This is a genomic window from Pseudomonas mercuritolerans (assembly GCF_025706525.1).
GTDB classification, from domain to species: Bacteria; Pseudomonadota; Gammaproteobacteria; order Pseudomonadales; family Pseudomonadaceae; genus Aquipseudomonas; species Aquipseudomonas mercuritolerans.
On sequence record NZ_JAMSHA010000006.1, the window covers coordinates 425921 to 451586 of the forward strand.

The following is a 25666-nucleotide window of genomic DNA, read 5'->3' on the forward strand; positions in this document are numbered from 1 at the left end:
GATGTGGGTGGTGTCTGGCCGGGTTGTAGGAATCGAGACATAAATTCCGCCGAGCCGGAGTCATGTGGGAGCGAGCCTGCTCGCGAAAGCGCTGTGTCAGACAATGGAAGGCTACTGGTGCTGACGTCTTCGCGAGCAGGCTCGCTCCCACAAAGGGCCGTGCCGATTCAGTGGGAAAGGGCAACGAGGACTTCAGCGACTGATTTAAACTCCTGATCAACCCCCGGCAACCCCGGTCGCTTCAACACCAGCACCGGCACTCCCCGCTCTCGCGCCACTTCGAGCTTCGGCTCAGTCGCGGTGCTGCCGCTGTTCTTACTGATCAGCACATCGATCTGCCGGCGCTCGAACAGCGCTCGCTCGTCTTCCAGCAAAAACGGGCCGCGTGCGCCGATCACTTCGCAGCGCGGGTTGCCGGGATAGACATCGAGGGCGCGCAGGGTCCAGAACTGGTGGGCGGGGATTTCGTCGAGGTGTTGCAGCGGTTCGCGGCCGAGGGTGAACAGCGGGCGGTGGAACGGTTCCAGCGCTGTGATCAGTTCGGCCCAGTCAGCCACCTCACGCCAGTCATCGCCCGCTTGCGGTTGCCAGGCGGGGCGGCGCAAGGCCCAGCAGGGGATGCCGGCGAGCTGTGCCGCGCGGGCGGCGTTGGCGCTGATTTGTGCGGCGTACGGGTGTGTAGCGTCGAGCAGCAGATCGACGCCTTCATCGGCTATGAACTGCGCCAGACCCTCAGCGCCGCCATAGCCGCCGACCCGAATCTGGCAGCGCAAATCGCTCGGCACCCGGCCAACGCCGGCGAGGCTGTAGATATGTTGCGGGCCGAGCGTGCGGGCAATCGCCAGCGCTTCAGTCACGCCGCCGAGCAGCAAGATCCGCTTCATACAAAACCTCCGGCATGTCCGACTATCCCGCCCTGACGATCAATGGCAAACACCTCGACCTGAACCTGCGCCGGCACTACGCTGCGAGCGAAATTCAGCGCATGGCGACACACCTCATCCCCCAAAGCAATGCCAGCCGCACTGGCCATGGCCAAGGCTTGTTGGCTGGTATTGGCTTCGCGAATGCCTTGCTGCAACGCCGAATCCGCGCCAATCGCCGCCGCCCATTCGGCCAGCTGCGGCAAATCGATGCTCGAATGCCGCGAATGCAGATCCATATGCCCGGCGGCGAGTTTGCTGATCTTGCCGAAGCCGCCGCACAGGCTGAGTTTATCCACAGGCACTTTGCGCAAATGTTTGAGCACCGCACCGACGAAGTCGCCCATTTCGATCAGGGCGATTTCCGGCAGGTCATAGACCCGGCGCATGGTGTCTTCGCTGGCGTTGCCGGTGCAGGCGGCGATGTGCAGATAGCCGTTGGTTTTCGCCACGTCGATGCCCTGATGGATCGAGGCGATGTAAGCGGCGCAGGAAAACGGCCGGACGATGCCGCTGGTGCCGAGGATCGACAGGCCGCCAAGAATGCCCAACCGCGGATTCATGGTTTTCAGCGCCAGTTCTGCGCCGCCCTCGACATTGACTGTGACCTCGAAGCCGGCGCCGTAGCCGGTTTCGGCGGCGAGCAAGGTCAAGTGATCGCTGATCATTTTGCGCGGCACCGGATTGATCGCCGGCTCGCCGACGGCCAATACCAGACCGGGTCGGGTCACCGTGCCGACGCCGACACCGGCGTTGAAGCGAATCCCCGGTTCGGCGCACAGTCGCACCTGTGAATAAAGCAGTGCACCGTGGGTGACGTCAGGGTCATCGCCGGCATCCTTGATCGTCCCGGCTTCGGCGCCGCCCTCGCTCAGGCGACAGAACTCCAGGCGCATCTGCACCTGTTTGCCCTTGGGCAAAGTGATGTGCACCGCGTCGGCAGCGATGCCGGTGAGCAACAGGCGCGCGGCGGCGAGGCTGGTGGCGGTGGCGCAGCTGCCGGTGGTGAGGCCGCTGCGCAGGGGCGCGGGTTGTTCGGCGGTTTCGTCACGCATCGAGGGGTTTGACCAGTTCCAGCAGGGTGATCGGCAATGCCTGACGCCAAGTATCGAACTCGCCGAGCGGTTGCGCCTGGGCGACATGGATGCGCGTCAGCTCACCGCCGTACTGTTCGCGCCAATGCATCAGGGTGACTTCGCTTTGCAGGGTCACGGCGTTTGCCACCAATCGGCCGCCGGGCTTGAGCTGATCCCAGCAGGTTTCGAATACGCCCTCACGGGTGACGCCGCCGCCGATGAAAACAGCGTCGGGACGTTCAAGGCCATCGAGCGCTTGCGGCGCCTTGCCGCGAATCAGTTGCAGGCCGGGTACGCCCAGCGCATCGCGGTTGTGTTCGATCAATTGTTGACGGCCCTCGTCGGCCTCGACCGCCATGGTCCGACAGCTTGGGTGCGCACGCATCCACTCGATGCCGATCGAACCGCTGCCAGCGCCGACATCCCAGAGCAGTTCGCCGGGCCTCGGCGCCAGGCGGGCAAGGCTGATGGCGCGTACGTCGCGCTTGGTCAACTGACCGTCGTGGCGGAACGCCGAATCGGGCAAACCGGCGAGACGCGACAGGCCGGCAACACCGGGGTCGGCCAGACACTCGACAGCGACGACGTTGAGGTCGGCGACCGCCGCATCGTCCCATTCACTGGCGCTGCGGTCGATCCGCCGCTCGGCGGCACCGCCCAGATGCTCCAGCACAGACATGCGACTTGGGCCGAAACCACGCTCGCGCAGCAATTGCGCAACGGCGGCCGGGCTGCTGCCGTCATTGCTCAGCAACAACAGACGCACGCCGCTGAAAAGGTGTGCATTGAGCGCCGCCAATGGACGCGCTACCAGCGACACAACCGTCACCTCCTGCAATGGCCAGCCCAGGCGCGCCGCCGCCAATGCGCAGGACGAAGGGGCGGGGACGATCGCCATCTCGGCGCTCGGCACCTGCCGCGCCAGGCTGGCACCGACGCCGTAGAACATCGGATCGCCGCTGGCCAGCACGCAGACCGGCTCGCCACGCGATTCGAGCACCGGCGCGAGGGAAAACGGACTCGGCCACAATTGCCGCTCGCCGCCAATGCACGGCGGCAGCAGGTCCAGCTGACGCTGGCCGCCGACGATCCGCGAAGCGCCCAGCAGAGCACGCCGGGCGTTCTTGCCCAGGCCCTTGAAGCCGTCTTCACCGATTCCCACGATCGTCAGCCAGGGTGACATCTATATTCCTCAAAACGTGGCGTTCCGACGGGCAGACTTTTCATGCCGCCGGACAAAGCAGGCATAATACCGCGCCTTCGCCCGCGAAGCGCCTCTGCCACGCAACCGGTCAGCCCCTTGAACGAACGCCCGATGTCCACCGCCTTACGCCCCTCGGCCTGCCCGGGGTTGCTGCGTATCGTCCAGGCACTGGACGGCGGTATCTGTCGGATCAAGCTCGATGGCGGTTCGATCAGTGCCGATCAGGCCGATGCGGTGGCCGCTGCCGCCGAGGAGTTTGCCAGTGGCGCGATCGAGGCGACCAATCGCGGCAACCTGCAGATTCGCGGCATCGGTGCGCAATCGGCGGCGCTGATCGAGCGCTTGCTGACCGCTGGCCTCGGGCCAAAGAACGCCGCCGGCGATGATGTGCGCAATCTGATGCTCAGCCCGGCCGCCGGCATCGATCGGCAGATGCTGATCGACACGCGCCCGCTCGCAGGGCAAATCCTCGACACCTTGCAAAGCCATCCGCGCTTCCATGAGTTGAGCGCCAAGTTCGCCGTGCAGCTCGATGGCGGCGAAGCACTGGCAATGCTCGAGCATCCGCATGATCTGTGGCTGTCGGCATTCGAGCGTGACGGCGAAATCCTCTGGGCATTCGGTCTGGCCGGTTGCCCGACCGATCGCCCTCTCGGCGCTGTGACTCAGGACAACGCTCACGCACTGGTAGTCGCCGCGCTGGAGCTGTTCCTCGACCTGGCCCAACCAGAGCAAACACGAATGCGCCATCTGCTCGACGAGTTGCCCAGGCTCGCGTTTCTTGAGTCATTGCGCGAGCGCGTATCGCTCAAAGCGATCAGCAACTGGCAGCGCCCGACGTCGGCAGACGCGCTGCACATCGGCGCTCATCAGCAAAACACGCAAGGTCGTTGCTACGTCGGCGCGGTGCCGCCACTGGGCCGACTTGATCCGGCGATGCTGCGTGGCGCGGCGCAACTGGCCCGACAGTCTGGCGATGGCAGTCTGCGCTTCACGCCGTGGCAGAGCCTGCTGCTGCCGAACGTGAAAGCCACGGATACCGACAACGTGCTTGAGCAGTTGCGGGCGTTGGGTCTGTTGACGACCGAGGCCGAACCACTGGCTCGCCTGATCGCCTGCACCGGCGCCGATGGCTGCGGCAAAGGCCTTGCCGACACCAAGCAGGATGCCTGGCAACTGGCACCTTTGCTGCCCGCAGGGCTCAGCGTGCACCTGTCGGGCTGCTCGCGCTCCTGCGCCGCCGCCCACTGCGCGCCAGCCACGCTGCTGGCCGTCGCCCCCGGTCATTACGACCTCTATTTTCGCGATGCAGCACAGCCCGGATTCGGCACGCTGCACGCCTGCAACCTTACTATTGAAGCGGCCGCGACCCTGCTCGACGCCCGCTCCCGGAGCCCCCTTGATGCTTGATTACATCCGCGACGGTCAGGAGATCTATCGCAACTCCTTCGCGATCATTCGCCGCGAGGCCAATCTGGCGCGCATCCCCGCCGATCTGGAAAAACTCGCGGTGCGGGTGATCCACGCCTGCGGCATGGTCGAGGCCGTCGACGGTCTGCAGTTTTCCGGGGGCGCGGGCAAGGCCGGGCGCGATGCACTGGCGGCCGGTGCGCCGATTCTCTGCGACGCGCGGATGGTTTCCGAAGGCGTGACCCGCGCGCGCCTGCCGGCCAATAACCAAGTGATCTGCACTTTGCGCGACGACAGTGTGCCGGAGCTCGCCCGTGAGCTGGGCAACACCCGCTCGGCCGCCGCGCTGGAGCTGTGGCGCCCGCACCTCGAAGGCAGTGTGGTGGTGATCGGCAACGCACCAACCGCGCTGTTCTACTTGCTGGAAATGCTCGACGCCGGCGCGCCAAAACCGGCACTGATCCTCGGCTTCCCCGTGGGTTTTGTCGGCGCTGCCGAATCGAAAGCGGCACTGGCCGCCGACAGTCGCGGCGTGCCGTTCGTGATCATGCAAGGTCGCCTGGGCGGCAGCGCCATGGCCGCCGCCGCCGTCAATGCCCTCGCCACGGAGATCGAATGATGCAGGCCAAAGGACGTCTGATCGGCCTCGGTGTCGGCCCCGGTGATCCGGAGCTGATTACTGTCAAAGCCTTGCGCCTGCTGCGCGAATCGCCAGTGGTCGCGTATTTCGTGGCCAAGGGCAAGAAGGGCAATGCGTTCGGCATCATCGAGGCGCATCTGGTCGAGGCGCAGAATCTGCTGCCGCTGGTCTACCCGGTGACCACCGAGGCGTTGCCGGCACCGCTGTCGTACGAGCAGGTCATCAGCGATTTCTACGACGAAGCCGCTGTGGCGGTCGCCGAGCATCTGGATGCCGGCCGCGACGTGGCGGTGATCTGCGAAGGCGACCCGTTCTTCTACGGCTCCTACATGTACCTGCATGACCGCCTCGCCAGCCGTTATGAGGCTGAAGTCGTGCCCGGCGTGTGCTCGATGCTCGGCGGCGCTTCGGTGCTGGGAGCGCCGCTGGTGTATCGCAATCAGAGCCTGTCGGTACTTTCCGGCGTACTGCCTCACGAAGAACTGAAGCGGCGTCTGGCCGATGCCGATGCGGCGGTGATCATGAAACTGGGGCGCAACTTTCCCAAGGTGCGTCAGGTGCTGGAGGAACTCGGCCTCGCCGAGCGTGCGTTGTATGTCGAGCGCGCGACCATGGCCAATCAGAAGATCGTGCCGATGGATCAGGTCGAGCCGATGTCCTCGCCGTACTTCTCGCTGATCATCGTCCCGGGCGAACGGTGGCAAGGTTGATGAGCCAAGCGACTCCCGCCATCGTCATTCTCGGCCAGGGCAGCCTCGCCACGGCGCGGCGCATTCAACAGGTCTACCCGGCGGCGCAGGTCCATGGCCTTGCCGGACGGGTTGAAGGCGCCGACAGCCACTATCAGGAATTCGGCGCGACCCTGCGCGCGTTGTATCAACAGGACACGCCGATCATTGCCCTGTGCGCGGCCGGCATCGTGATTCGCACGCTGGCGCCGCTGTTGCTGGAGAAAGGCGCCGAACCCGCCGTGCTGGCGGTGGCCGAAGACGGCAGCGCGGTGGTGCCGTTGCTCGGTGGCCTCGGCGGGGTCAACGTCATGGCCCGGGAGATTGCGGCGGCGCTGCAAGTCGCGCCGGCGATCACCACCAGCGGCGAATTGCGCTTTGGCACCTGCCTGCTCAATCCGCCGAGCGGCTATGCACTGGCGGATCTGGAATCGGGCAAACGCTTCGTTTCCGATCTGCTCGCCGGGCACAGCGTGCGCATCGAAGGCGCGGCGCCGTGGCTGGATCAGGCGCAGTTGCCGCAGGATCCGCAGGCGCAGCGGTCGATTCATGTGAGCAGTGCGCAGCGGGTGGCCAGCGCCGATGAATTGCTGATTTACCCGCGCAGTGTGGCGGTGGCAGTGAGCGCTGACGTGGCGGATCTGCCGAACGCCATTCGCGCTGCGTTGCACCAGGCCAGCGTGGCCTTGCCGGCACTGGCGTGTCTGGTGGCAGCGGACGCTGAAATGGCCGCATCGAATCTGCGCGAGGCTGCGCTCGAGTTAGGCGTGCCGCTGCGCTTCGTCGCAGCGCAAAACGATCCTCAGGCGTTGGCCCGAGTTGCAGTGCCTGCGGCGAAGGTGATCAGCGCAGAACATCTGGCGATCGCGATTGCCGAGCAACCGCTGGACGTCGCGCAGATCGGCCGCCCGCGTGGTCGCCTCGCGGTCATTGGTCTTGGCCCCGGCGCCGCCGAACTGATGGTGCCCGCGGTGAAAGCCGAACTGGCCCGCGCCACCGATGTACTGGGCTATGAAACCTACGTGCGCATGGCCGGCCCGTTCCGCGACGATCAGGTGCAGCACTGCACCGACAACCGTGAAGAAATGCAGCGTGCCCGCCATGCCTTCAGGCTCGCCGCCGAAGGCCGCTCGGTGATCGTGGTTTCCTCGGGCGACCCGGGCGTATTCGCCATGGCCGCCGCGGTGCTCGAAGCCCTGCACGAATCGGACGATCCGGCGTGGCACAGCGTCGATCTGGAAATCCTCCCGGGCGTCTCCGCCTCGCTGGCCACAGCGGCTCAGGCCGGTGCGCCGCTGGGCCACGACTTCTGCGTGATGTCGCTGTCGGACAACCTCAAGCCGTGGTCGATCATCGAGAAACGTCTGGATCTGGCCGCTGAAGCGGATCTGGCCCTGGCGTTCTACAACCCGATTTCCCGGGCGCGCCCGTGGCAGTTGGGCCGGGCGCTGGAGATCGTCGCGCAGCACCGCTTGCCTGAAACACCGGTGGTGCTCGGTCGGGACATCGGCCGACCGGGGCAGACGCTGCGCACCACGACGCTGGGCGCGTTGACGCCGGAACAGGTGGACATGCGCACGATGGTGCTGATCGGCTCTTCGACCACCTGCACGTTTGCTCGTGCCGGGGGCGGTGACTGGGTTTATACGCCGCGTTGGTACGGGGACAAGCCGCTTTGCTGAACCTGGCGCCGAGGCAAGTTGTAAACAAGTTGCCTCGGCGTGACATCCAGTCAAACATCACTGGCAGGTTCTTCAGTCTTCAACTGAGCGCTGCAAGCGTTGGTCAGGCTGTTGACAGCGTGCGAGTAATAACCCCAGCATGAACTTATATATTTCCGGATCATGCGCATAAGCAACTACATCGTTGGTGTATGTTTCCCGGGAAATTATTTGAGTCTTGTGCTTTTTGAAGTCGCCTCGCCGACAGCATAACTTCATTCGGATTCTTTAATTGAATCAGGTGAAGTCTTATGGGTGTCATGGAACAGTATGTTGGCGAGTCGGGTTTCATTTCCGCTGAAGACTTCTCAACGCTGAAACGAAACTTCAAGGAGTTCTCCGCTTCTGCCGACTATTTACAACTGGTTGAGATATACGAGCGCGGGGGGCAGGCGGCGAGCCTTGCGGAAAAACTGCAGGCAATAACCCTCTTTCTCGCCTGTTTTGATCGCTTGGCCAACCGCAAGTCGGCGCGTGGCTCCACGGCCGTTTACACAGTGGCAAACAGACTGCGCGGCTATGCGGTGCGCTTGACGAAGACTGTGAGCATGCTCAGCGACGCAGCCCCGCCAGTGCCGAAAATCATGCATTTTGTCTGGGTCGGCGGCAGTGAAGTTGGCAGTATCCAGCGTGATTACATGAACATTTGGCGCCAGGTTCTGGCCGCCGAGGATTACCGGTTCAGTCTCTGGTACGACAGTGACGCCTTGCTCGCGTACGAGATGAACCGGGTCATTACCGACAGCGCCAGAGTCGATGCGATGGAATCGGGCGGTGACACAATCAGCAAGCCCGCTGTATTGGCAAAGATGATCGAAGATCGTGCGCGGGTATTGAAGCGCGAGATGTTCGAGTTCCTGCAACAACCGCAATGGCGAGGCGACGCCGATCAGGCCCGTATCGAGCTGATGGTGTGCGCTTACGGTAAAGACCGTGCGACTCTGGAAAACTTTCGCCAACACTGCCTGCAAACCCATCAGCAAATGGCGGGCGACGACTTGCAGTTGCGTGATGTTCGCCGGGAGTTTGCCGGGCATTTTCTGGAAGATATCTATCAGCGTGAAGTGGCCATGCGCGGCAACTTTGCAGCGGCCAGTGATGTTGTGCGCTTGCAGGCTCAATACCAGGAGGGCGGTCGTTACAGTGACATGGATTACTTGCCGCCGTTGGTTGAAAAGCTGGGCGATGTCGATATCAGCAGTTACAACGCAGAACAACGTATTGGCGTGTTGCAGGTGTTGCTCAATAACGATGAAACATTGATGCCGGGTCGCGATCGTCAGCGTTATCTCGACAGAATCGGCACCATTGCCGCTGCGGATCTGGCAGCGTTGCAGACGTTTGCTCGCAATAAACACCGACTTGGCGAAATCTTTGTCGCCCCGCAAGAGCACTCGGCGCCGCTAGATGCGATGCGTCTTGGCACTGCTCATGGTATCCCCGTGGCGGGAGAAATGAATGCGCATATTCTGGCCCACGCGGAAAGTGGCATGACCATGGCGTACATGCAGATGATCCGCCTCAATTATGACTGTCTGCTGGAGGTCGAGCGTCGCGTGATTACCGATAGCATCGATACGACAGACGCAGGGCGGCTGGTCGCGGTTATTCAGAACGTGGTGAATGAAGCACTCGCGCAGCAGAAGTTTCCGGCTTCAACGATCCATTTCGCCGCTGGCAGACTCATCGAAGCTATCCATTCCTATTATCAGGACGGCATCAGAGTCGGCGCTCGCAGCACGATCACTCTTACCGGGCCGGGTGCCGCCGCAGCCGGGTTGACCAAATACATTGAAGAGTATCTGCTGCCTGAGCAGATCGATGGCATTCGCAATCATCTGAAGTTGGTTGACGGCTACAACGTGTTCACCGAAGAGGAAATGATTTCCGGCTGGACGGTTAATGACGATGAGACGCAATGGCTGGCCAATGAGCAGGAGAAATGGCGCAGCGGCAAACTCAAGTCGCGTTATACCGGCCAGCTGGCGGATCTGCTCAAGCCGCAACAGACGCTGACGTTCAAGCAGGGCTGGCCGGTGGTGGGCGGTAAACCGGTGTTGCTGACGGCGGTCTTGCAGCAATGGATCGATGACCTGGGCGAACCTTTTGTCTACGCCATGCGCGAAAAAATCAGCGGTGACATCACCTTCACCGATGCTGTTTCCATCGGCTTCGAAACGCGTCAGTTGATCCGTGCGCAAACGGTAAGCGAGTTGCCGGTTTCCCATGGCGCCGAAACGTCCAGCAATCTCAACGAATTGTTCAGCCGAATCGCCCACGACTCGCTGCCGCTGGAGCAACTGAGTCCGTTGGTACGGGTCCTGCTCGGGGGGATTTTCGGCGCGGCCAGTCTCGACGAGGCGGGCTTCGCGGCTGCCTGGCAAACTACCCGCGAGCTTGCCGTTGAAACCGACGGCGACGGCACGTTCGCGCGTTTTGACGCCATCGAAAAAGCCATTCGTCAGCGCCAGGGGCCGGCCCTCGAGGCCGCCCTGATGCGCGGCGCGGCGCATCCCTTGCTGACGGCGCGCGAGCTCAAGGTCCAGGCGCTCTTCGAACCGCTGACGGTGCGGCAGTGGGGCATACGTATCGGGCAAATCAATCGCACCGCGCAGCGCGAGTACCGCACCCGGATCCTTGAGCGCAGCGCGCAGGTGCGCGAAGTGTTCGTCGGCGCAGGAGCCCTTTGCGCCAGGCAATTGCCGCAGGATTTGCTGATGCAGACGATCAGCGACCCCGGGCGCCGCTGTTACCCGCTGGCGCTGTTGACGGGCGCGGCGTTGGTGGCAGGCGAGTCAGCCGAGCGCACACTGGTGGGGCGTGCCGCCACGGCAGATATTCACCCTGAACAAACCGGCTCAAGGGCTTTGCTCAGTGCGCTGAATGAACTGCGCAGCTTGCCGACCAGCGCCATCGGTGAGGCGCGCGGCCTGCAAAATCTGGACACGCTGATGCAGACGCTGGAGGCGAAGGATGCGTCTACCGTTCTGCTGCTCGACACCGGTGATCACGCGTTGCTGATGGCCAAAGTGCAGGTGGACGGCCAGTTCGTTTACCGCTTCTATGACCCGAACTTTGCCATCTATGCGTTCGCTGAAGGTGCCCATGCCAAGCTCGCCGTGAAGCGTTATCTGGGCGCAGGCGACAGTGCGCTGGCGAAGCTTTATGGACTGGGCGACATGGCCGGGGCGAAGTTCAACGTGATCGAACTGAACACCGAGATGATCGCCGCACGCAGGCTCTCGTCGGGGTTGCGCGTGGACACTTTTCTGCACTCGCCTTCGAGCGACTCGCGCCGTGCTTCGGTCTGGGCCAGGCAAGCGCTGGCGCGCCAGCGGTCGCTCAGCGAAAACGCGCGGATGGGCGCAAGCCTGGCGCACGTGGATGCGCGTTACTGGGCACAGGCATTCAGCGATGCCACGCAGCAGTTGCGCAGTGCCCACTCGCTCGGGGGGGAATATCTGCCGCTGCTGGATACCCTCAAGCCCCAGGCGGACGGCACTTTTTCGCTGACCCTGGCCGACGCGCAGAAACCGCATCAGACACGAATGGCAAGCACTGCCGATCCGCGCTTCGAGCAGCTCAAGCAGCATCTGGAACGAATGGTCAAAGCCACAAAAGCCGCTGCTCCTGGCGAATCTGACGGCGGCAGCCGCCTGAGTTTCGCCTTTGCGCTCCAGACCCTGATCACTGAAATGCGTTATCGCGAATACCAGGCCAGCGATCAGGTGCCTGCCTTGTCGATTGCGCTGCAAGTGCAGACCTACGTCAGTTATGCGCAACTGGGTTTCGCCGTGGTCAGCGATAGCGCTCAGGTGATCAATCTGGTGCGACAAGTGGCCGCCAGTGAACAGGCACTGCGCCTGAGCCAGTCAGCGCTGGCCGGCCGGGTACTCGGGGCGGCAGCCACCGGTGTCGGCTTTGCATTTTCGCTGGTCAACATCGGCTTCGACATTTACAACCTTTCGCTGGCGGAGAATTACGAGCAGCGTTCGCGCTTATCTACGTCGCTGGCATTCAATGTCGCGGCGTTGGGGCTGGATATTGTCGCACTGGCCGCCGGTGGAGCAGTGGGCGCAGCGGCGGCTGTCCTGTCCGTGCCGCTGCTGGGTGTCGGCATCGGTGCGACGGCCATTGCCAGCAACCTGGGGCAGATCGCCGACAAGGCCACCGAGGTCGGCAATCATTTGCGTGCCATCCACAACGCTTATCAGCCAGGCGCTTTCAGGTTGACCGACGGGGTGTTGCACTTCCCGGCCGAAGCCGTGATTACCCACCTCGATCTGCAAGACCGACAGGTGCGTTTCGACAGTCAGCGGTTTTATCCGTGGAGCGGTGGCCCATTTGAATTGCCGCAGTACAACGATGATCCGAAACTGGTCCATCTTTCCCTGAACATTCGCCAGGCCTTTGGCCTGCCCGAGCGTGCAGCGCTGAACCTGCAGGCTGATACTGTGCTGTTGCCCTGCACGCCGCTGTGTTACTACGGCTACGAATACCAGTTGGGCGGTGCCGGCCATGTCTACGAGCCCCTGCCGGGCGAACAGGTCGAACCGCGCAGTGCCAGTGAACGTCCCGAGCCGAGCTGGTTTTCGCATTTCAACTCGTTGGGAGCGCTGGGCGATGCGCTGAGGGTAGAGCTGGACGAGCGCATCCACACCCGCTACCCGCAATTGCGCAACCGCCTGGCAGACAAGCTGGAATATGACGAACACGGCAGACAGCACTTTTACCTGCACAGCACGCCGTCGCTCAAACACATTCTCTACAAGCTCCTTCCTGTCTACAAACCGACGACGATCAGCGTGCAACTGGATGATCAGGTTCGCCAGATAGCGGTTGCGACCCTGCCCGATGAATGGCGGCAGAAACTCTCCTACGAAATTTCCGCTCCGCCAGGGCACCGTCAGCTGCGCCTGACTCCTGGTTTGAAGCAGGTGACATTGACCGGTTACGGCAAATGGCGGGTGCATGCGCCTTGGGTCAGTGTCGAGCAGGTCAGTTTCGGCACCACACCTTCACCGGAAGGTGATGGCGCGCGACTTTATCTGGCGGGGCGCCATTTGACGGTCGACGCTATCGTGCTGTCGGCTTTCGAGGGAACGATCGAGCTGGCCGGCGGCGAGTTGTTTGAGCTGGACTGGCAACGCAATGCATTGCGCCTGGTCTGCGTTACTCTCGGCGATACCAACAACTCAGGCGAAGTGATGGCCCGCCTGGGCAAACTGGATCGTGAACAACGTCTCACTGCGGGCTACCTGGCGCTTCAGCGATTCAACGTGCCGTTGCAACCCGCCACCCGCCCGCTGCGCACAACGGCCTACTACGACGTCGCGCAAAAGCGCCTGTTGTACGCGCGGGACGTACCGGTTGACGTCCACGAAGGCTTGTTGCTGGGTGCCGCCACCGCTGATCACGCGTGGTTCTATCACCCCGATCACGCTACGGTCTGGCGCGTCGATGCGATCAGCGGCCTGGTCGTGCGCCGCTATCGTTTACTGAGCGTCAAGTCCGCCACGAAAATCACCGCTTTCAGGCAACTCGCGGACGGCACTTTGCGTGTCTCGCAACAGTTGATTGAACGAAAGGACGTGAACGTACGCACCACGCTTGAATTTCATCTGACCGATCAGGCCGTGACGCTCACAGATATGAAGATGTGGACGGACGATCTGCAAGACTCTTTCCTGAAGCCGGAGCCGGGCACCAGAACAGCGTTTTTGCGCTACCGCCAGAAGACACGTCGCGCCTACGCTGACGGGGCCACGACCATGGCCTCGGCGATCCGCACCTGGACCTGCGCGCCCTATCTGCATGTTCAAGCTTATTGCCTCGATAAACTGCTCGAGCGAGCGTGGATCGGGGTCCGTAACGGTCGATACTTCGGGGCTGACACCGTCAGCGACACAGACCGAGTGCTGCTGATGCCCACATCGTCTGATCCGGGCACCGCGCTGCTGTTCTACAGCAAGCAAAGCCGCATGCTCAGCCACGGCATCGAACTGTCCGACAACGTTTTCTGGCACAAGGCGCTGGCCAGGGACGTGGTCGATCTCAGGCGCATCGGCTACCGCTACCTGGCTACCCTGAACGATGGTCGATTGTTCGAAATCGACCTTAACGCCAGGGACGATAACTGGCTGTCCGAAATCGACGGAAACGTTCTGCAATTCGTTGGCCTCAGCCAGCGTTGGCTGCAACACAATCCCGACTGGCTGGCAGCGCTGCCGCCGCTGGCCAAGGAATACAGCGGTGCAGCGTTTGCGATTGTTGGCCTGCACGCTCAGGCCGGGCAGCCATTTCTGGCCGCCTGGTGCATTGACGAAAAGCTCGTACTGATGGATGCCAGGAGTAGCGGCGAGCTGACCTTGTTGGGGTTGACGCCGGACCGCGAGGCCGTCTGGCTGCTGAATGCGGAAGCCGGAACATTGTGGCGCCAGAGGCTGGTGTCATTCGAAGAAGCCCGCGAGGCGTTCGGTGGCACCAGCGTTGTCCGGCATCGGCAGACGTTGCCACGGGCCGAACCGGTCTGGTCTTCGTGGCTGTTCAGCGAAGTGTTGCCCCACGGCAATGGTTTGCTCGGTCGCACGCGAGACGGCGTGACGCTGCAACTGCAAGATCGGCAACCGGCACGAATTGTCGGCACGGAAAACCACTGGTCGCACGTTCCCGGACAGACCTCTGAACAATTGCGCGAACGCCTGAAGCAACTGCTGGATGGACAAGCCCATGCTGCGTTTCTGCCCGTGGAAAATACCGGTGATCGCTATCAGTACTACGCGCCGGCGCTCGACAAGCTTTTTGTTGTGAGCGCAAGGGACGATGGCAAATGGGCGACTTTTCTCGGTACGCACAATGGTGCCGATCCGCTGTTGTTCGACCCGATCGACGGGTTGATCTTCAGCGCCGCAACGGCGGACCGCTTATGGTTGCCGAACAGCTTCGCTCAGCGTGACGACAACGTCATGTCGCTACAGGTAAGCGATGACCTTACCGATGTGCAGCCATTGCTTGTCGACGGCGTGGACACGTTGATCCTGACCTTCGGTTCGAGCACGGAGGGTTATCGTATTTCGACTGAAAGCTGGCAGCGTCTGGATTGCGTTGTTGTCGATGCACGGCGTCCATCGGCAGTGCAGGCGGCGGAGCCGGGCCTGCTGGTGCTGGATCTGGATGAATGCGGGCATTTTCTGATATCGAAGGTCGATGCCGATATGCTGTTTGCCGATCCGGACAGTGGCCACACGCTGATCGTCCGCCACGCCGAAGAGCAGGGTGCCTGTGAGCTGGCGCTCAGGGTGGCCGGTCGCCCCTGCCAGTTCGCCTTGACGCAGTGGATGCGGGCATTCGCAGCAGTGCAGGGCAGCGATGCCACTGTCAGTTTGTCAGCGGTGGTTGAGCAGTTGTCCTGACGGGGCCTTTCACCTGGGCGATAAAAAACGCCGCGGACGTTAACGTCCGCGGCGTTTTGTTTTGCATTCGGCCATACGGTGCTCGCTCAAGGCACCAGATACCCCTTCACGCCGGTAAAAATGATCTGCGCGGCCAGCGCGCAAACAAACAACCCCATCAAGCGGCTGACAATCTGCAAACCCTGATCACCGAGAATCCGCTCGATGCGATTGGACAGGTACAGCACCACACCGACAGTGAAACTGGCCAGGGCGATACTCATGATCGCGGTGAGCTTGTCGTCCCAGTGCGGCTGGCTGACGCCCATCACCAGCAAGGCGCCGATGGTGCCGGGGCCGACCGTCAGCGGAATGGTCAGCGGCACGATGGTCACGTCCTGCTGGACATTGTCGGCCTGCACCGCCGGTTTGCCCTGAGCCATGCCCAGCGCGGAAATGAACAACACGCTGCCGGCGCCAATGCGGAAGGCGTCCACGGTGATGCCGAAGACATCGAAAATCACTCGCCCGAACAGATACAGCAGAACACTGGAAATCAGCGTCGCGAGGGCGACCTTCCAGGCCAGGCGCCGCTGTTCCTTGCGCGAATAGCCGCGGGTCAGGCTGATAAAGCAGGACAACACGAAGAACGGGCTGTAGAGCACCAGCATCTTCAGGTAAACGCTGAACAACACATGGAGCATGATGCAAGCTCACTGGCGATGGAGTCGGGGGGAGTCTATCAGGCACCGGACAATCTGTCGGTTTACGACGGCTGGGTCGTGGCCCGGTTCTGCTGATCGCGTTCGGCGACCCAATGCTCGATCAGTTCACGCAGTTGCGACAGCTCAACCGGTTTCGACATGTGCCCGTCCATGCCGGCCTGGCGGGCACGTTCCTTGTGTTCGGCGAGAATGTGCGCGGTGAGGGCGACGATCGGTGTGCGGATGCGCTGATTGCTGACTTCCCAGGCGCGCAGTTGCTGCGTCGCGGAGAAGCCATCGAGGATCGGCATTTCGCAGTCCATCAGCACCAGGTCGTAACGCTGGGCCTTCATCGCTTGCAGCGCTTCTTCGCCATTGCTCGCGGTGTCCGGTTGCAGGTTGAGCTTGCCGAGCATGCCGCGAATCACTTTGGTCGAAATGGTGTTGTCTTCGGCGACGAGGATGCGGAAGTCGCTCGGCACTTTCGCCGCAGTGGCCGCCGTAACCACTTGCGGCTGGAACACCACCTGGCCCTTGTTGCGTTGATTGAGCTCGTCCGCCAGCGTGGTCTTGAGCGTATAACCGGCCACTGGTTTGGCCAGAATCCGTTTGATCCCGGAATTGCGCGCAATGATCTTGCTCGGCGCGTTGCTGATGCCGGTGAGCATGATCAGCAGAATGTCGTGGTTCAGGCTCGGGTCTTCCTTGATCTTCGCCGCCAGTTGCATGCCGGTCATGCCGGGCATGTTCTGGTCGAGCAGGACCACGTCGAAGTAGTCGCGCAGGTGCGCCTTGGTGCGCAGCAGCGCCAGCGCTTCCTTGCCCGACGGCACGGCGCTGACATTCAGGCCCCAGGCGCTGCATTGCTGTACCAGCACTTTGCGGCAGGTGTCGTTATCGTCGACCACCAATACCCGCGCGCCTTGCAGCGGGCTGTCCAGATCGGACGTCGGATGTTCGAGGCGATCCGGGTCCAGTGGCAAGGTCAGCCACAAAGTGCTGCCCTGAGTGGCGCCGCTCTTGATGCCGAACTCGCCTTGCATCAGACGAATCAGTTGGCGCGCAATCACCAGGCCGAGATTGCCGCCCAGGCGATTGGCCGAGAGGAAGTGCTTGCTGTGCAATTCGGCGTGCAGCAGTGCTTCGCGCTCTTCCGGCTCCATCGGCACGCCGCTGTCCTGCACGGCGATGCGCAGGCGCGGTTTGCTGCTGCGCTCGTCGAGGGCGACGACGATCAACACTTCGCCTTCTTCGGTTTTCTTCAGGGCATTTTCCAGCAGGCTCAGCAATGTCTGGCGCAGGCGCGTCGGATCGCCGCTGATCACCCGTGGCACTTGCGGCTGGATGAAGCTGATCAGCTCGACGTTCTGTTGCTCGGCTTTGGCCCGGTAGATGCTCAGGCAATCATCGATCAGGGCGTTGAGGTCGAACTGCACGTCATCGAGTTCGATCTGCCCGGATTCGAGCTTGGAGATGTCGAGGATCTCGTTGATCAGCGTCAGCAGTTCGTTGCCGGCGCTGTGGATGGTTTGCACGTAATCGCGTTGCTTGACCGACAGCGGCGTACCCAGCAGCAGCTCGGTCATGCCCAGTACACCGTTCATCGGCGTGCGGATTTCGTGGCTGATCTTGGCGAGGAATTCGGCTTTGGCGTTGATTTCGGCGTTGCTTGCCGCGAGGTCGCGGCTGATGCTGAAACGGCTTTCGGTGATGCTGCGCTGTCGCTCGCCCAGAGCGATGCTCATCAGCAGGCCGCTGATGCAGATGAACACCATCAGCGTCATGATCAGGCCTTGCGGCGTGACCAGTGTCAGCCCCAGCAGCGCCGGGAGGATAACCAGCGTGCCGATGTTGAACACGACCATGGCGGCGACGAACAGGCGCGCCGGGCGATAGCCTTTTTGCCAGTGATAGAAGCCCACCAGCAACATGCTCAGGCCGGCCAGTGCCACCAGTGCGTAGGTGATGATGTTCAGCGGCAAGGTGTTGACGAACAGCAGCAACAGGCTGCACGTGACGATCAACAGAATGTCGCCCCACAGCAGTTTGTTCAGCGCGTGCTGGCCCAGTGGCGCAAAGAAGCGCAGGGCGAACATCAACCCGGCTGGAGCCGTCAGCAGCAATGCCAGATAAGCGCCCGGCGTCTGAATGGCTTGCCAGTTCGGCAGCCACGGACCGGCGAGGTTGAGCAACAGGAACAGACTCAGCCCCAGCAGGCCCTCACAGATCGCCAGCCACAGACTGCTGCGCGAGCGCGAGTAGGCGTAGCGCACCAGGTTGTGCAGCAGGAGCATGGCGAGGCAGCCGAACAGCAGGCCGAAAATCAGCGTCTGCTTCTGATCGGCGGCGCCTTCGATTGCTGCTTGCAGGGTGATGTGCGGGCGCAGTTGATGGCCGGAGACCATGCGCACGTAGACGTCCAGCGGCTTGTCGGCCTGGGGCAGCGGCAGCATGAAATCGCTGCTCGGCAACGGATGTTCGGCCTGGGGCCGTTCGTTGCCGGTATTGCGTTGCTCGATCAGCCGGTCGCCGTCGAGTACGTAGAGATTGAGTTGTGACAGGTCGGGGGCAAAGATGCGCAGCACTTGTTCGTGCTTGCCCGGCGCGAGTTTGAAGCGCAGCCACAGGGCGCCCTCGGGTTCGGCCGCGGTCAGGCGGTCAAGCTCGGTGGGGCTGAATTGATTGGTGTAGCGAGCGGAACGGATGTCGCTCAGTTGCAGGATGCCCTGATCGTCAAGCAATACCGACCAGCCACTGCCTTGCGCGGCCTGGGCCGGGAGCATGCAGAGCAAGGTCGTCAGCGTGACGGTGAAGCTTATGGCAATCCTGAGCCAGCGCACGGCGAAATCCCTTCGTAGGTTGATGCCAGAATATAACGATGCGCGACGACCGAACAGCCCGGCGAGGAATGGCATCCCGCGCCGGGCCTGATGGATCGCTTACTCCTGGGTTTCGCCGCGTTCACGGGCAATGGCGCGGTAGCCGATGTCCTTGCGGTAGAAGCAGCCTTCCCAGTCGATGGCAGCGGCCAGTTTGTAGGCTTGCTGCTGCGCTTCACCGACGGAGGCGCCCATGGCAGTGGCACACAGTACACGACCACCGGCAGTTACGACCTGACCGTCTTTCAGCGCGGTGCCGGCGTGGAAGACTTTGCCTTCCAGAGCTGCCGCCGCGTCCAGACCGTTGATCGCTGCGCCTTTGGCGTAGTCGCCCGGGTAGCCGCCAGCGGCCAGCACGATGCCAACGCTCGGACGCGGATCCCACTGTGCTTCGATCTTGTCCAGCGCTTGCGCCAATGCGGCTTCAACCAGCAGCACCAGGCTCGATTGCAGACGCAGCATCACCGGTTGGGTTTCCGGATCGCCGAAACGACAGTTGAACTCGATGACTTTCGGGTTACCGGCCTTGTCGATCATCAGACCGGCATAGAGGAAACCAGTGTAGACGTTGCCTTCGTCGGCCATGCCGCGCACGGTCGGCCAGATCACCTGGTCCATCACGCGTTGATGCACCTCGGCGGTGACCACCGGGGCAGGGGAGTAGGCACCCATGCCACCGGTGTTCGGGCCGCTGTCGCCGTCGCCGACGCGTTTGTGGTCCTGGCTGGTGGCCATCGGCAGCACGTTCTTGCCGTCGACCATGACGATGAACGAAGCTTCTTCGCCGTCGAGGAATTCTTCGATCACTACGCGCGAACCGGCGTCGCCAAACGAGTTGCCGGCGAGCATGTCACGCACGGCGTCTTCGGCTTCGGCCAGGGTCATGGCGACGATCACGCCTTTGCCGGCAGCCAGGCCATCGGCCTTGATCACGATCGGCGCGCCTTTTTCACGCAGATAAGCCAGGGCCGGCTCGATCTCGGTGAAGTTCTGGTAATCGGCGGTCGGGATCTTGTGGCGCGCGAGGAAGTCCTTGGTGAAGGCTTTCGAACCTTCCAGTTGCGCAGCACCGGCAGTCGGACCGAAGCAGTCCAGGCCACGGGAGCGGAACAGATCGACGACGCCAGCCACCAGCGGCACTTCCGGGCCGACGATGGTCAGGGAAACATTCTTTTCCGCGAAATCGGCCAGTTGCTCCAGCGCCAGCATGTCGATGGCGACGTTTTCGCACTTGGCTTCAATGGCGGTGCCAGCGTTGCCCGGTGCAACGAAAACCTTCTGCACACGCGGATCCTGAGCCACTTTCCAGGCCAGAGCGTGTTCACGGCCACCGCTGCCAATGATCAAAACATTCAAAGAGAGACTCCTTCGGAGAAAGCTGCAAGCTACAAGCTGCAAGTAAGAGCGACTGCGTGGCGCTCAATTACAGCTTACGGCTTTGAATTAATAAGGCTGCACCTGCAAGAAGGAGCGACACCTGTCTGCTCTTTCTTGCAGCTTGCAGCTTGAAACTTGCGGCTGCTTCAATGACGGAAGTGGCGCATGCCGGTGAAGACCATTGCGATACCGGCTTCGTCGGCAGCAGCAATCACTTCAGCATCACGCATCGAACCGCCGGGCTGGATCACCGCAGTGATACCGACCTTGGCCGCGTTGTCGAGGCCGTCGCGGAACGGGAAGAACGCGTCGGACGCCATGACCGAACCGGCCACCTGCAAACCGGCGTGCTCAGCCTTGATCGCGGCGATGCGGGCCGAGTTGACGCGGCTCATCTGGCCGGCGCCGACACCGATGGTCTGGCGGTTCTTGGCGTAGACGATAGCGTTGGATTTGACGTACTTGGCGACTTTCCAGGCGAAGATCAGGTCGTGGATTTCCTGTTCGGTCGGTGCGCGTTTGGTCACCACTTTCAGGTCGTCGGCGCTGATCATGCCGATATCGCGGCTCTGCACCAGCAGGCCACCGTTGACGCGTTTGTAATCCCAGGCAGCGGCGCGGTCAGCCGACCACTCGCCGCAGGCCAGCAGGCGTACGTTGGCTTTCGCGGCAACAATGGCGCGGGCTTCTTCGCTGACCGATGGGGCAATGATCACTTCAACGAACTGGCGCTCGACGATCGCCTTGGCGGTCTCGGCATCCAGTTCACGGTTGAAGGCGATGATGCCGCCGAACGCCGACTCGGTGTCGGTGGCGTAGGCCAGTTCGTAAGCCTGACGAATGCCGCCTTCGGCGTCCGGGCTAACGGCAACGCCGCACGGGTTGGCGTGCTTGACGATCACGCAGGCTGGCTTGACGAAGCTCTTCACGCATTCCAGCGCAGCGTCGGTGTCGGCGACGTTGTTGTACGACAGTTCCTTGCCTTGCAACTGGGTGGCGGTGGCGATGCCGACTTCGGCCGGCTTGGCTTCCACGTAGAACGCCGCGCTCTGGTGCGGGTTTTCGCCGTAGCGCATTTCCTGGGCCTTGATGAACTGGCTGTTGAAGGTGCGCGGGAATTCGCTGCGACCTTCAGTGCTCAAGGTTTCAGCGGCCTGGTTCACGGTGCCCATGTAGTTGGCGATCATGCCGTCGTAGGCCGCGGTGTGTTCGAAGGCCTTGAGCATCAGGTCGAAACGCTGAGCGTAGGTCAGGCCGCCGGCCTTGAGGCTTTCCAGGACGTTGGCGTAATCGCTGGCATTTACCACGATGGCCACGTCTTTATGGTTTTTCGCTGCCGAACGGACCATGGTCGGCCCGCCGATGTCGATGTTCTCGATGGCGGTCGGCAGGTCGCAGCCTGGCTTGTTGATGGTCGCTTCGAACGGGTACAGGTTGACCGCTACCAGATCGATCGGCTTGATGCCGTGCTCGTTCATGATCGCGTCGTCAGTACCGCGACGACCGAGGATGCCGCCGTGGATTTTCGGGTGCAGGGTTTTCACCCGACCGTCCATCATCTCGGCGAAACCGGTGTAATCCGCGACTTCCACTGCGGCAACGCCGTTGTCACGCAGCAGCTTGAACGTTCCGCCGGTGGAGAGGATCTCGACGCCCAGCGCTTCAAGCTCCTTGGCGAATTCGAGGATCCCGGTCTTGTCGGAAACGCTGATCAAGGCGCGGCGGATCGGCAGGCGGGTAGTCTGGTCGGTCATCTCAATTTCCATCAAAAGCAAAGGAAGTCAGCAAAAAAGGCGACCGTTTTTTACGCGGGCGCCTTTCTGGTTTGATTGAATGCTTACAGCAGATCGTACTGCTTGAGTTTCTTGCGCAGCGTGCCGCGGTTCAGTCCCAGCAGCTCACTGGCCTTGGTCTGGTTGCCCTTGACGTAGTTCATCACGCTTTCGAGCAGGGGCGCCTCGACTTCGGACAGCACCAGGTTGTACACATCCGTGACGGACGCGCCCTCAAGGTGGGCGAAATAATTGTGCAGCGCCTTCTCGACACTCCCGCGAAGGGTCTGGCCTTCTTCGCTCGGCGTGTTGAGGTGCTGTTTCAAATTCACGTTGTCGCTCACGGGTGTTGTTCCACTCACTAAAGTCTCGGTCATCATCGTCATGCGGCCACCCCTTCTTCGTCCCCTGTCAGGCTCTTGTAACGCTCGGCGAAGAACTCCCGAACGTCGGCGCATTGTGTTTCCGTACCATCCAAACGATTGAAACGGGCGCGAAACTCCCTGGCGCCCGGCAAGGTTGCGAGATACCAGCCCACATGCTTGCGGGCAATGCGCACGCCCATCACGTCGCCATAGAAGGCGTGAAGGGCAGCCAGATGCTCCAGCAGGATGCGTTCCACTTCGCTCAGTTCCGGCGCGGGCAATTTCTCGCCGGTGCGCAGGAAATGTTCGATCTCGCGAAAAATCCATGGCCGCCCTTGAGCGGCTCGGCCTATCAGCAGGCCATCGGCACCGGTCGCGTCAAGCACGTAACGGGCCTTTTCCGGCGAATCGATATCGCCATTGGCAAACACCGGGATCGACACGGCCTGCTTGATCGCGGCAATCGTGTCGTACTCGGCTTCCCCTGTGTACAGATCGGCGCGCGTACGGCCATGTACGGCCAGCGCTGTGATCCCGGCCTGTTCGGCGATCTTCGCCACGTTCAGGCCGTTCTTGTTGTCGCGATCCCAGCCGGTGCGGATCTTCAGGGTGACCGGTACATCAACCGCGGCCACTACGGCCTGCAGGATCTCGGTCACCAGTGCTTCGTCTTTCAGCAACGCGGAGCCGGCGGCCTTGTTGCAGACCTTCTTGGCCGGGCAACCCATGTTGATATCGATAATCTGCGCGCCCAGCTCGACGTTGGCCCGTGCCGCATCGGCCAGCATCTGCGCGTCGCCACCGGCGATCTGCACCGAGCGCGGCTCAGGATCGCCTTCGTGGATCATGCGCATGCGCGACTTGCGGGTATTCCACAGGCTCATGTCGCTGGTGACCATTTCCGAGACTACAAGTCCTGCGCCCAGACGCTTGCACAGCTGACGAAAGGGCTGGTCGGTGACGCCCGCCATCGGGGCGAGGACCAAACCGTTCTGCAATGTATATGGGCCGATGCGTACCGCCGACATAGGACTTCCCTGAAGTGGGGCCGGATCATGAGAGTTCGAAAAAGGGTGGGCATGATACCCGCTCTCGATGACTGGTTAAAGGCTGAATTGAACAAAATCTGAACAGTTATTCTGTTATCGCCAACGGTTTGGTTGGCTGCGATCCAGTCAGAAAAATGCCGTCAATCGGGAAACGCTGAAGCGGTTCATTCCGGTGAATGGAAGTTCAGGCTGTAATTCACCGCTTTCGGCCCCGGATCGAGAATATCCAGGGCGATGTGGATCGGCGTCTGCGGCGGCATTTCCGCGAGGCCTTCGAGATCGCCGCTCAGATACTCGCCAGGTTTGAAGCGACGACTGGCGATCAGGTGACCGTTGAGGTCGGCAAAACGCAGCTCGAGCAAGGGAAACGGCTGGGAAAAGGTCGCGCGGTTGTAAATGATCGCGTCGACCACCAGCGCGCCGCTGAACTCGGGATGGCTGCGCACCACCAGGTTGCTGCTCTTGATTTTGCCGATGTCGACTTTGGACGGCACGGTGCAGCCGATCTGCGGGCAGATCTGCTGAAACCATGGGCGGTATTGATCCTGCCGCGCCAGCTCCTCGAAGTGATAGGCAACGTATTGAGCGGCAAGACCGCCGGCCGCCAACACCACCAGCAGCAGCCAGAGCAGGCGCCGGCCCCAGGGCGAACGGCGTTGCTGCCAGTCCAGTTGCAGCGGGTCGTCGGTTAGATCCTGCAAGACCTCGGCGCGCACGCCGGGCTCGGCCCTTTCGCGTTTTTTGCGCGGCGAGGTGATCAATGGCAGATCGTCGTCATCGCTGTCGTCGCTGGCCGAAAATCGCTCACGGCGGGCGTTGGGATCGATCGGATCGTGCAGGCGCAGTTGCGGGATCGGCGGCTCGTCATCCAGGTCCACCGGTTCCAGTGACAACGACGGCTCGGTGCGCTCGGGTTCGAGGGCTTCGACGCCTTCGATATACGGCTCGATATCTGGCTCGACATCCGGCGCGGCGCGGCGCTCATCGGCAGGCTCGCTGAACAGGCCATCGGGCCAGGCGCCTTCTTCCGGTTCTGCGCTGTCGCGCCGCGCACTCAAGGATTCTTCGCGGGCCCGGCCGAATTCGGCGACCGGCTGGATTTCGCGCTGTTCGAGGCGGGCGAGTTCTTCGTCCAGATCGAGGCTGTCCAGATCCAGCTCCGACGCGCTCCATTGCTTTTGGCTGGTGGCGCGCGGTGCGGGCGTTTCATTGATGGTCGGCGCGGGGCTGACGGGCGCGGGGGCGTCAGGCAGCAGCGGCGCGAGTGGCGTCACCGTATCCTTGCCGACATGTTGCTCGAGCAGCTGCTTGGCGGCATTGAACACTTGCAGGCAGGAGCCGCAACGAACCACCCCGCGGGCCACGCTCAACTGAGCATGGTTGACGCGGAAACTGGTCTGGCAATGCGGGCACTGGGTGACGAAACTGTCGGTCATGCGGCGATCCGGTTCAGGCAAGCGGTCATTTTAGCGCCGACGCCCGGTGATGCGCACCCAGCCGTCGCGATTGGCGATCGGGTCGAGCTCGAAGTCCTGCGCATAAGCGGCGGCGACTTCTTCACCCTGCTCGGCGAGGATGCCCGACAACGCCAGGCGCCCACCGCTCTTGACCAGGCTGGACAATTGCGGCGCCAGGGCCACCAGCGGGCCGGCGAGAATATTGGCCACCAGCACGTCAGCCTGAACCTGCGGCAGATCCTCGGGCAGATACAGTGGGAACAACTCGTCGGCAATGTTGTTGCGCCCGGCATTGTCGCGCGAGGCCTCCAGTGCCTGCACATCGATGTCGGTGCCCACGGCTTCCTTGGCGCCGAGCAGCAGGGCGGCGATCGCCAGAATCCCCGAGCCACAGCCGAAGTCGAGCACGTGGCAGTCTTTCAGGTCCTGACCGTCGAGCCATTCCAGGCACAGCGCGGTGGTCGGGTGGGTGCCGGTGCCGAACGCCAGGCCCGGGTCCAGCAGCAGGTTGACCGCATCAGGCTCAGGGGCGGCGTGCCAGCTCGGCACGATCCACAGGCGCTGGCCGAACCGCATCGGCTCGAAACCGTCCATCCAGCTGCGTTCCCAGTCCTGGTCCTCGATGACTTCGCTGTGGTGCTCGGGCAGCGGGCTGCCGGTGAGCAATTCCAGATGGGCGAGGACCGGCTCCGGTTGCGTGCCGCCCTCGAACAAGGCCAGCAAATGGGTGTGCGACCACAGCGGTGTGGTGTTGAGTTCCGGTTCGAAGATCGGCTGGTCTTCGGCGTCCATGAAAGTCACCGACACGGCGCCGACTTCGAGAAATGCGTCCTCGTAGGTTTCGGCTTGTTCCGGAGTGATGGCGAGACGGACTTGCAGCCAAGGCATGGCGGGCACCTTTGAAAATCTGTGGGGCAGCCCGAAGCTGCAAAAGCGCGCAGTTTACGCCAGGTCGCCGGCAAAGTGGACA

The 25666-nt window shown here is 62.2% G+C and carries 16 protein-coding genes; 5 read left to right on the forward strand and 11 right to left on the reverse strand.

Going from position 1 to position 25666, the window contains the following annotated elements:
* Positions 1-167 precede the first annotated feature (167 nt).
* The 3 genes from ND528_RS19265 to cbiE are packed head-to-tail and all read right to left on the reverse strand — an operon-like array spanning position 168 to position 3182.
* Positions 168-884 (reverse strand): cobalt-precorrin-6A reductase, encoded by a 717-nt coding sequence (locus tag ND528_RS19265; protein ID WP_263470933.1) that lies wholly within the window; start codon positions 882-884, stop codon positions 168-170.
* On the reverse strand, positions 881-1978 hold the full coding sequence (locus ND528_RS19270; protein ID WP_263470934.1) for a cobalt-precorrin-5B (C(1))-methyltransferase: 1098 nt from the start codon (positions 1976-1978) through the stop codon (positions 881-883). The genes ND528_RS19265 and ND528_RS19270 overlap by 4 nt, the downstream gene beginning before the upstream one ends.
* A complete protein-coding gene (cbiE, locus tag ND528_RS19275; RefSeq protein ID WP_263470935.1) occupies positions 1971-3182 on the reverse strand; it encodes a precorrin-6y C5,15-methyltransferase (decarboxylating) subunit CbiE in 1212 nt (403 codons plus the stop codon). The genes ND528_RS19270 and cbiE overlap by 8 nt, the downstream gene beginning before the upstream one ends.
* Before the next feature lie 132 nt (positions 3183-3314).
* On the opposite strand from cbiE, the gene cobG reads away from it, so the two are divergent.
* The 5 genes from cobG (at position 3315) to ND528_RS19300 (ending at position 15114) form a co-directional block, all read left to right on the forward strand.
* Positions 3315-4613 (forward strand): precorrin-3B synthase, encoded by a 1299-nt coding sequence (gene cobG, locus ND528_RS19280; RefSeq protein WP_330221317.1) that lies wholly within the window; start codon positions 3315-3317, stop codon positions 4611-4613.
* Positions 4606-5232: a precorrin-8X methylmutase gene (locus tag ND528_RS19285; RefSeq protein WP_212615202.1), complete on the forward strand. Its 627-nt coding sequence runs from the start codon at positions 4606-4608 to the stop codon at positions 5230-5232. Before cobG ends, ND528_RS19285 begins: the two co-directional genes overlap by 8 nt.
* Positions 5229-5963 (forward strand): precorrin-2 C(20)-methyltransferase, encoded by a 735-nt coding sequence (locus ND528_RS19290; protein WP_370695113.1) that lies wholly within the window; start codon positions 5229-5231, stop codon positions 5961-5963. The genes ND528_RS19285 and ND528_RS19290 overlap by 4 nt, the downstream gene beginning before the upstream one ends.
* Complete coding sequence (cobJ, locus tag ND528_RS19295) at positions 5963-7663, forward strand: precorrin-3B C(17)-methyltransferase (protein ID WP_263470937.1); 1701 nt, start codon at positions 5963-5965, stop codon at positions 7661-7663. Before ND528_RS19290 ends, cobJ begins: the two co-directional genes overlap by 1 nt.
* 290 nt (positions 7664-7953) lie before the next feature.
* Positions 7954-15114 (forward strand): TcdA/TcdB pore-forming domain-containing protein, encoded by a 7161-nt coding sequence (locus ND528_RS19300; protein WP_263470938.1) that lies wholly within the window; start codon positions 7954-7956, stop codon positions 15112-15114.
* Positions 15115-15200: 86 nt separating this feature from the next.
* Here the strand turns inward: ND528_RS19300 and ND528_RS19305 are convergent, their stop codons facing one another.
* The 8 genes from ND528_RS19305 to prmA form a co-directional block, all read right to left on the reverse strand.
* Positions 15201-15797 (reverse strand): MarC family protein, encoded by a 597-nt coding sequence (locus ND528_RS19305; RefSeq protein ID WP_016771870.1) that lies wholly within the window; start codon positions 15795-15797, stop codon positions 15201-15203.
* A 62-nt stretch (positions 15798-15859) separates the two neighbouring features.
* On the reverse strand, positions 15860-18637 hold the full coding sequence (locus tag ND528_RS19310; protein ID WP_263470939.1) for a hybrid sensor histidine kinase/response regulator: 2778 nt from the start codon (positions 18635-18637) through the stop codon (positions 15860-15862).
* A 99-nt stretch (positions 18638-18736) separates the two neighbouring features.
* Positions 18737-20032 carry a phosphoribosylamine--glycine ligase gene (purD, locus tag ND528_RS19315; RefSeq protein ID WP_263470940.1) on the reverse strand — a complete coding sequence of 432 codons (1296 nt, stop codon included), beginning with the start codon at positions 20030-20032 and terminating at the stop codon, positions 18737-18739.
* Between the two features lie 167 nt (positions 20033-20199).
* The gene (purH, locus tag ND528_RS19320; protein WP_212615206.1) at positions 20200-21807 is read right to left on the reverse strand and encodes a bifunctional phosphoribosylaminoimidazolecarboxamide formyltransferase/IMP cyclohydrolase; all 1608 of its coding nucleotides are present in this window, start codon (positions 21805-21807) and stop codon (positions 20200-20202) included.
* 83 nt (positions 21808-21890) lie between these two features.
* Positions 21891-22211, reverse strand: a complete 321-nt coding sequence (fis, locus tag ND528_RS19325; RefSeq protein ID WP_002555375.1) for a DNA-binding transcriptional regulator Fis — start codon at positions 22209-22211, stop codon at positions 21891-21893.
* The gene (gene dusB, locus ND528_RS19330; RefSeq protein WP_263470941.1) at positions 22208-23218 is read right to left on the reverse strand and encodes a tRNA dihydrouridine synthase DusB; all 1011 of its coding nucleotides are present in this window, start codon (positions 23216-23218) and stop codon (positions 22208-22210) included. Before dusB ends, fis begins: the two co-directional genes overlap by 4 nt.
* A 185-nt stretch (positions 23219-23403) precedes the next feature.
* Positions 23404-24675 (reverse strand): DUF3426 domain-containing protein, encoded by a 1272-nt coding sequence (locus ND528_RS19335; RefSeq protein ID WP_263470942.1) that lies wholly within the window; start codon positions 24673-24675, stop codon positions 23404-23406.
* A gap of 30 nt (positions 24676-24705) precedes the next feature.
* On the reverse strand, positions 24706-25584 hold the full coding sequence (gene prmA, locus ND528_RS19340) for a 50S ribosomal protein L11 methyltransferase (RefSeq protein WP_137215885.1): 879 nt from the start codon (positions 25582-25584) through the stop codon (positions 24706-24708).
* Positions 25585-25666 lie beyond the last annotated feature (82 nt).

Excerpts from the sequence above, each read along its gene's own strand:
- ND528_RS19265 (WP_263470933.1), bottom strand. The coding sequence starts at position 884 with ATGAAGCGGATCTTGCTGCTCGGCGGCGTGACTGAAGCGCTGGCGATT.
- ND528_RS19270 (WP_263470934.1), bottom strand. The coding sequence starts at position 1,978 with ATGCGTGACGAAACCGCCGAACAACCCGCGCCCCTGCGCAGCGGCCTC.
- cbiE (WP_263470935.1), bottom strand. The coding sequence starts at position 3,182 with ATGTCACCCTGGCTGACGATCGTGGGAATCGGTGAAGACGGCTTCAAG.
- cobG (WP_330221317.1), top strand. The coding sequence starts at position 3,315 with ATGTCCACCGCCTTACGCCCCTCGGCCTGCCCGGGGTTGCTGCGTATC.
- ND528_RS19285 (WP_212615202.1), top strand. The coding sequence starts at position 4,606 with ATGCTTGATTACATCCGCGACGGTCAGGAGATCTATCGCAACTCCTTC.
- ND528_RS19290 (WP_370695113.1), top strand. The coding sequence starts at position 5,229 with ATGATGCAGGCCAAAGGACGTCTGATCGGCCTCGGTGTCGGCCCCGGT.
- cobJ (WP_263470937.1), top strand. The coding sequence starts at position 5,963 with ATGAGCCAAGCGACTCCCGCCATCGTCATTCTCGGCCAGGGCAGCCTC.
- ND528_RS19300 (WP_263470938.1), top strand. The coding sequence starts at position 7,954 with ATGGGTGTCATGGAACAGTATGTTGGCGAGTCGGGTTTCATTTCCGCT.
- ND528_RS19305 (WP_016771870.1), bottom strand. The coding sequence starts at position 15,797 with ATGCTCCATGTGTTGTTCAGCGTTTACCTGAAGATGCTGGTGCTCTAC.
- purH (WP_212615206.1), bottom strand. The coding sequence starts at position 21,807 with ATGACCGACCAGACTACCCGCCTGCCGATCCGCCGCGCCTTGATCAGC.
- fis (WP_002555375.1), bottom strand. The coding sequence starts at position 22,211 with ATGACGATGATGACCGAGACTTTAGTGAGTGGAACAACACCCGTGAGC.
- dusB (WP_263470941.1), bottom strand. The coding sequence starts at position 23,218 with ATGTCGGCGGTACGCATCGGCCCATATACATTGCAGAACGGTTTGGTC.
- ND528_RS19335 (WP_263470942.1), bottom strand. The coding sequence starts at position 24,675 with ATGACCGACAGTTTCGTCACCCAGTGCCCGCATTGCCAGACCAGTTTC.
- prmA (WP_137215885.1), bottom strand. The coding sequence starts at position 25,584 with ATGCCTTGGCTGCAAGTCCGTCTCGCCATCACTCCGGAACAAGCCGAA.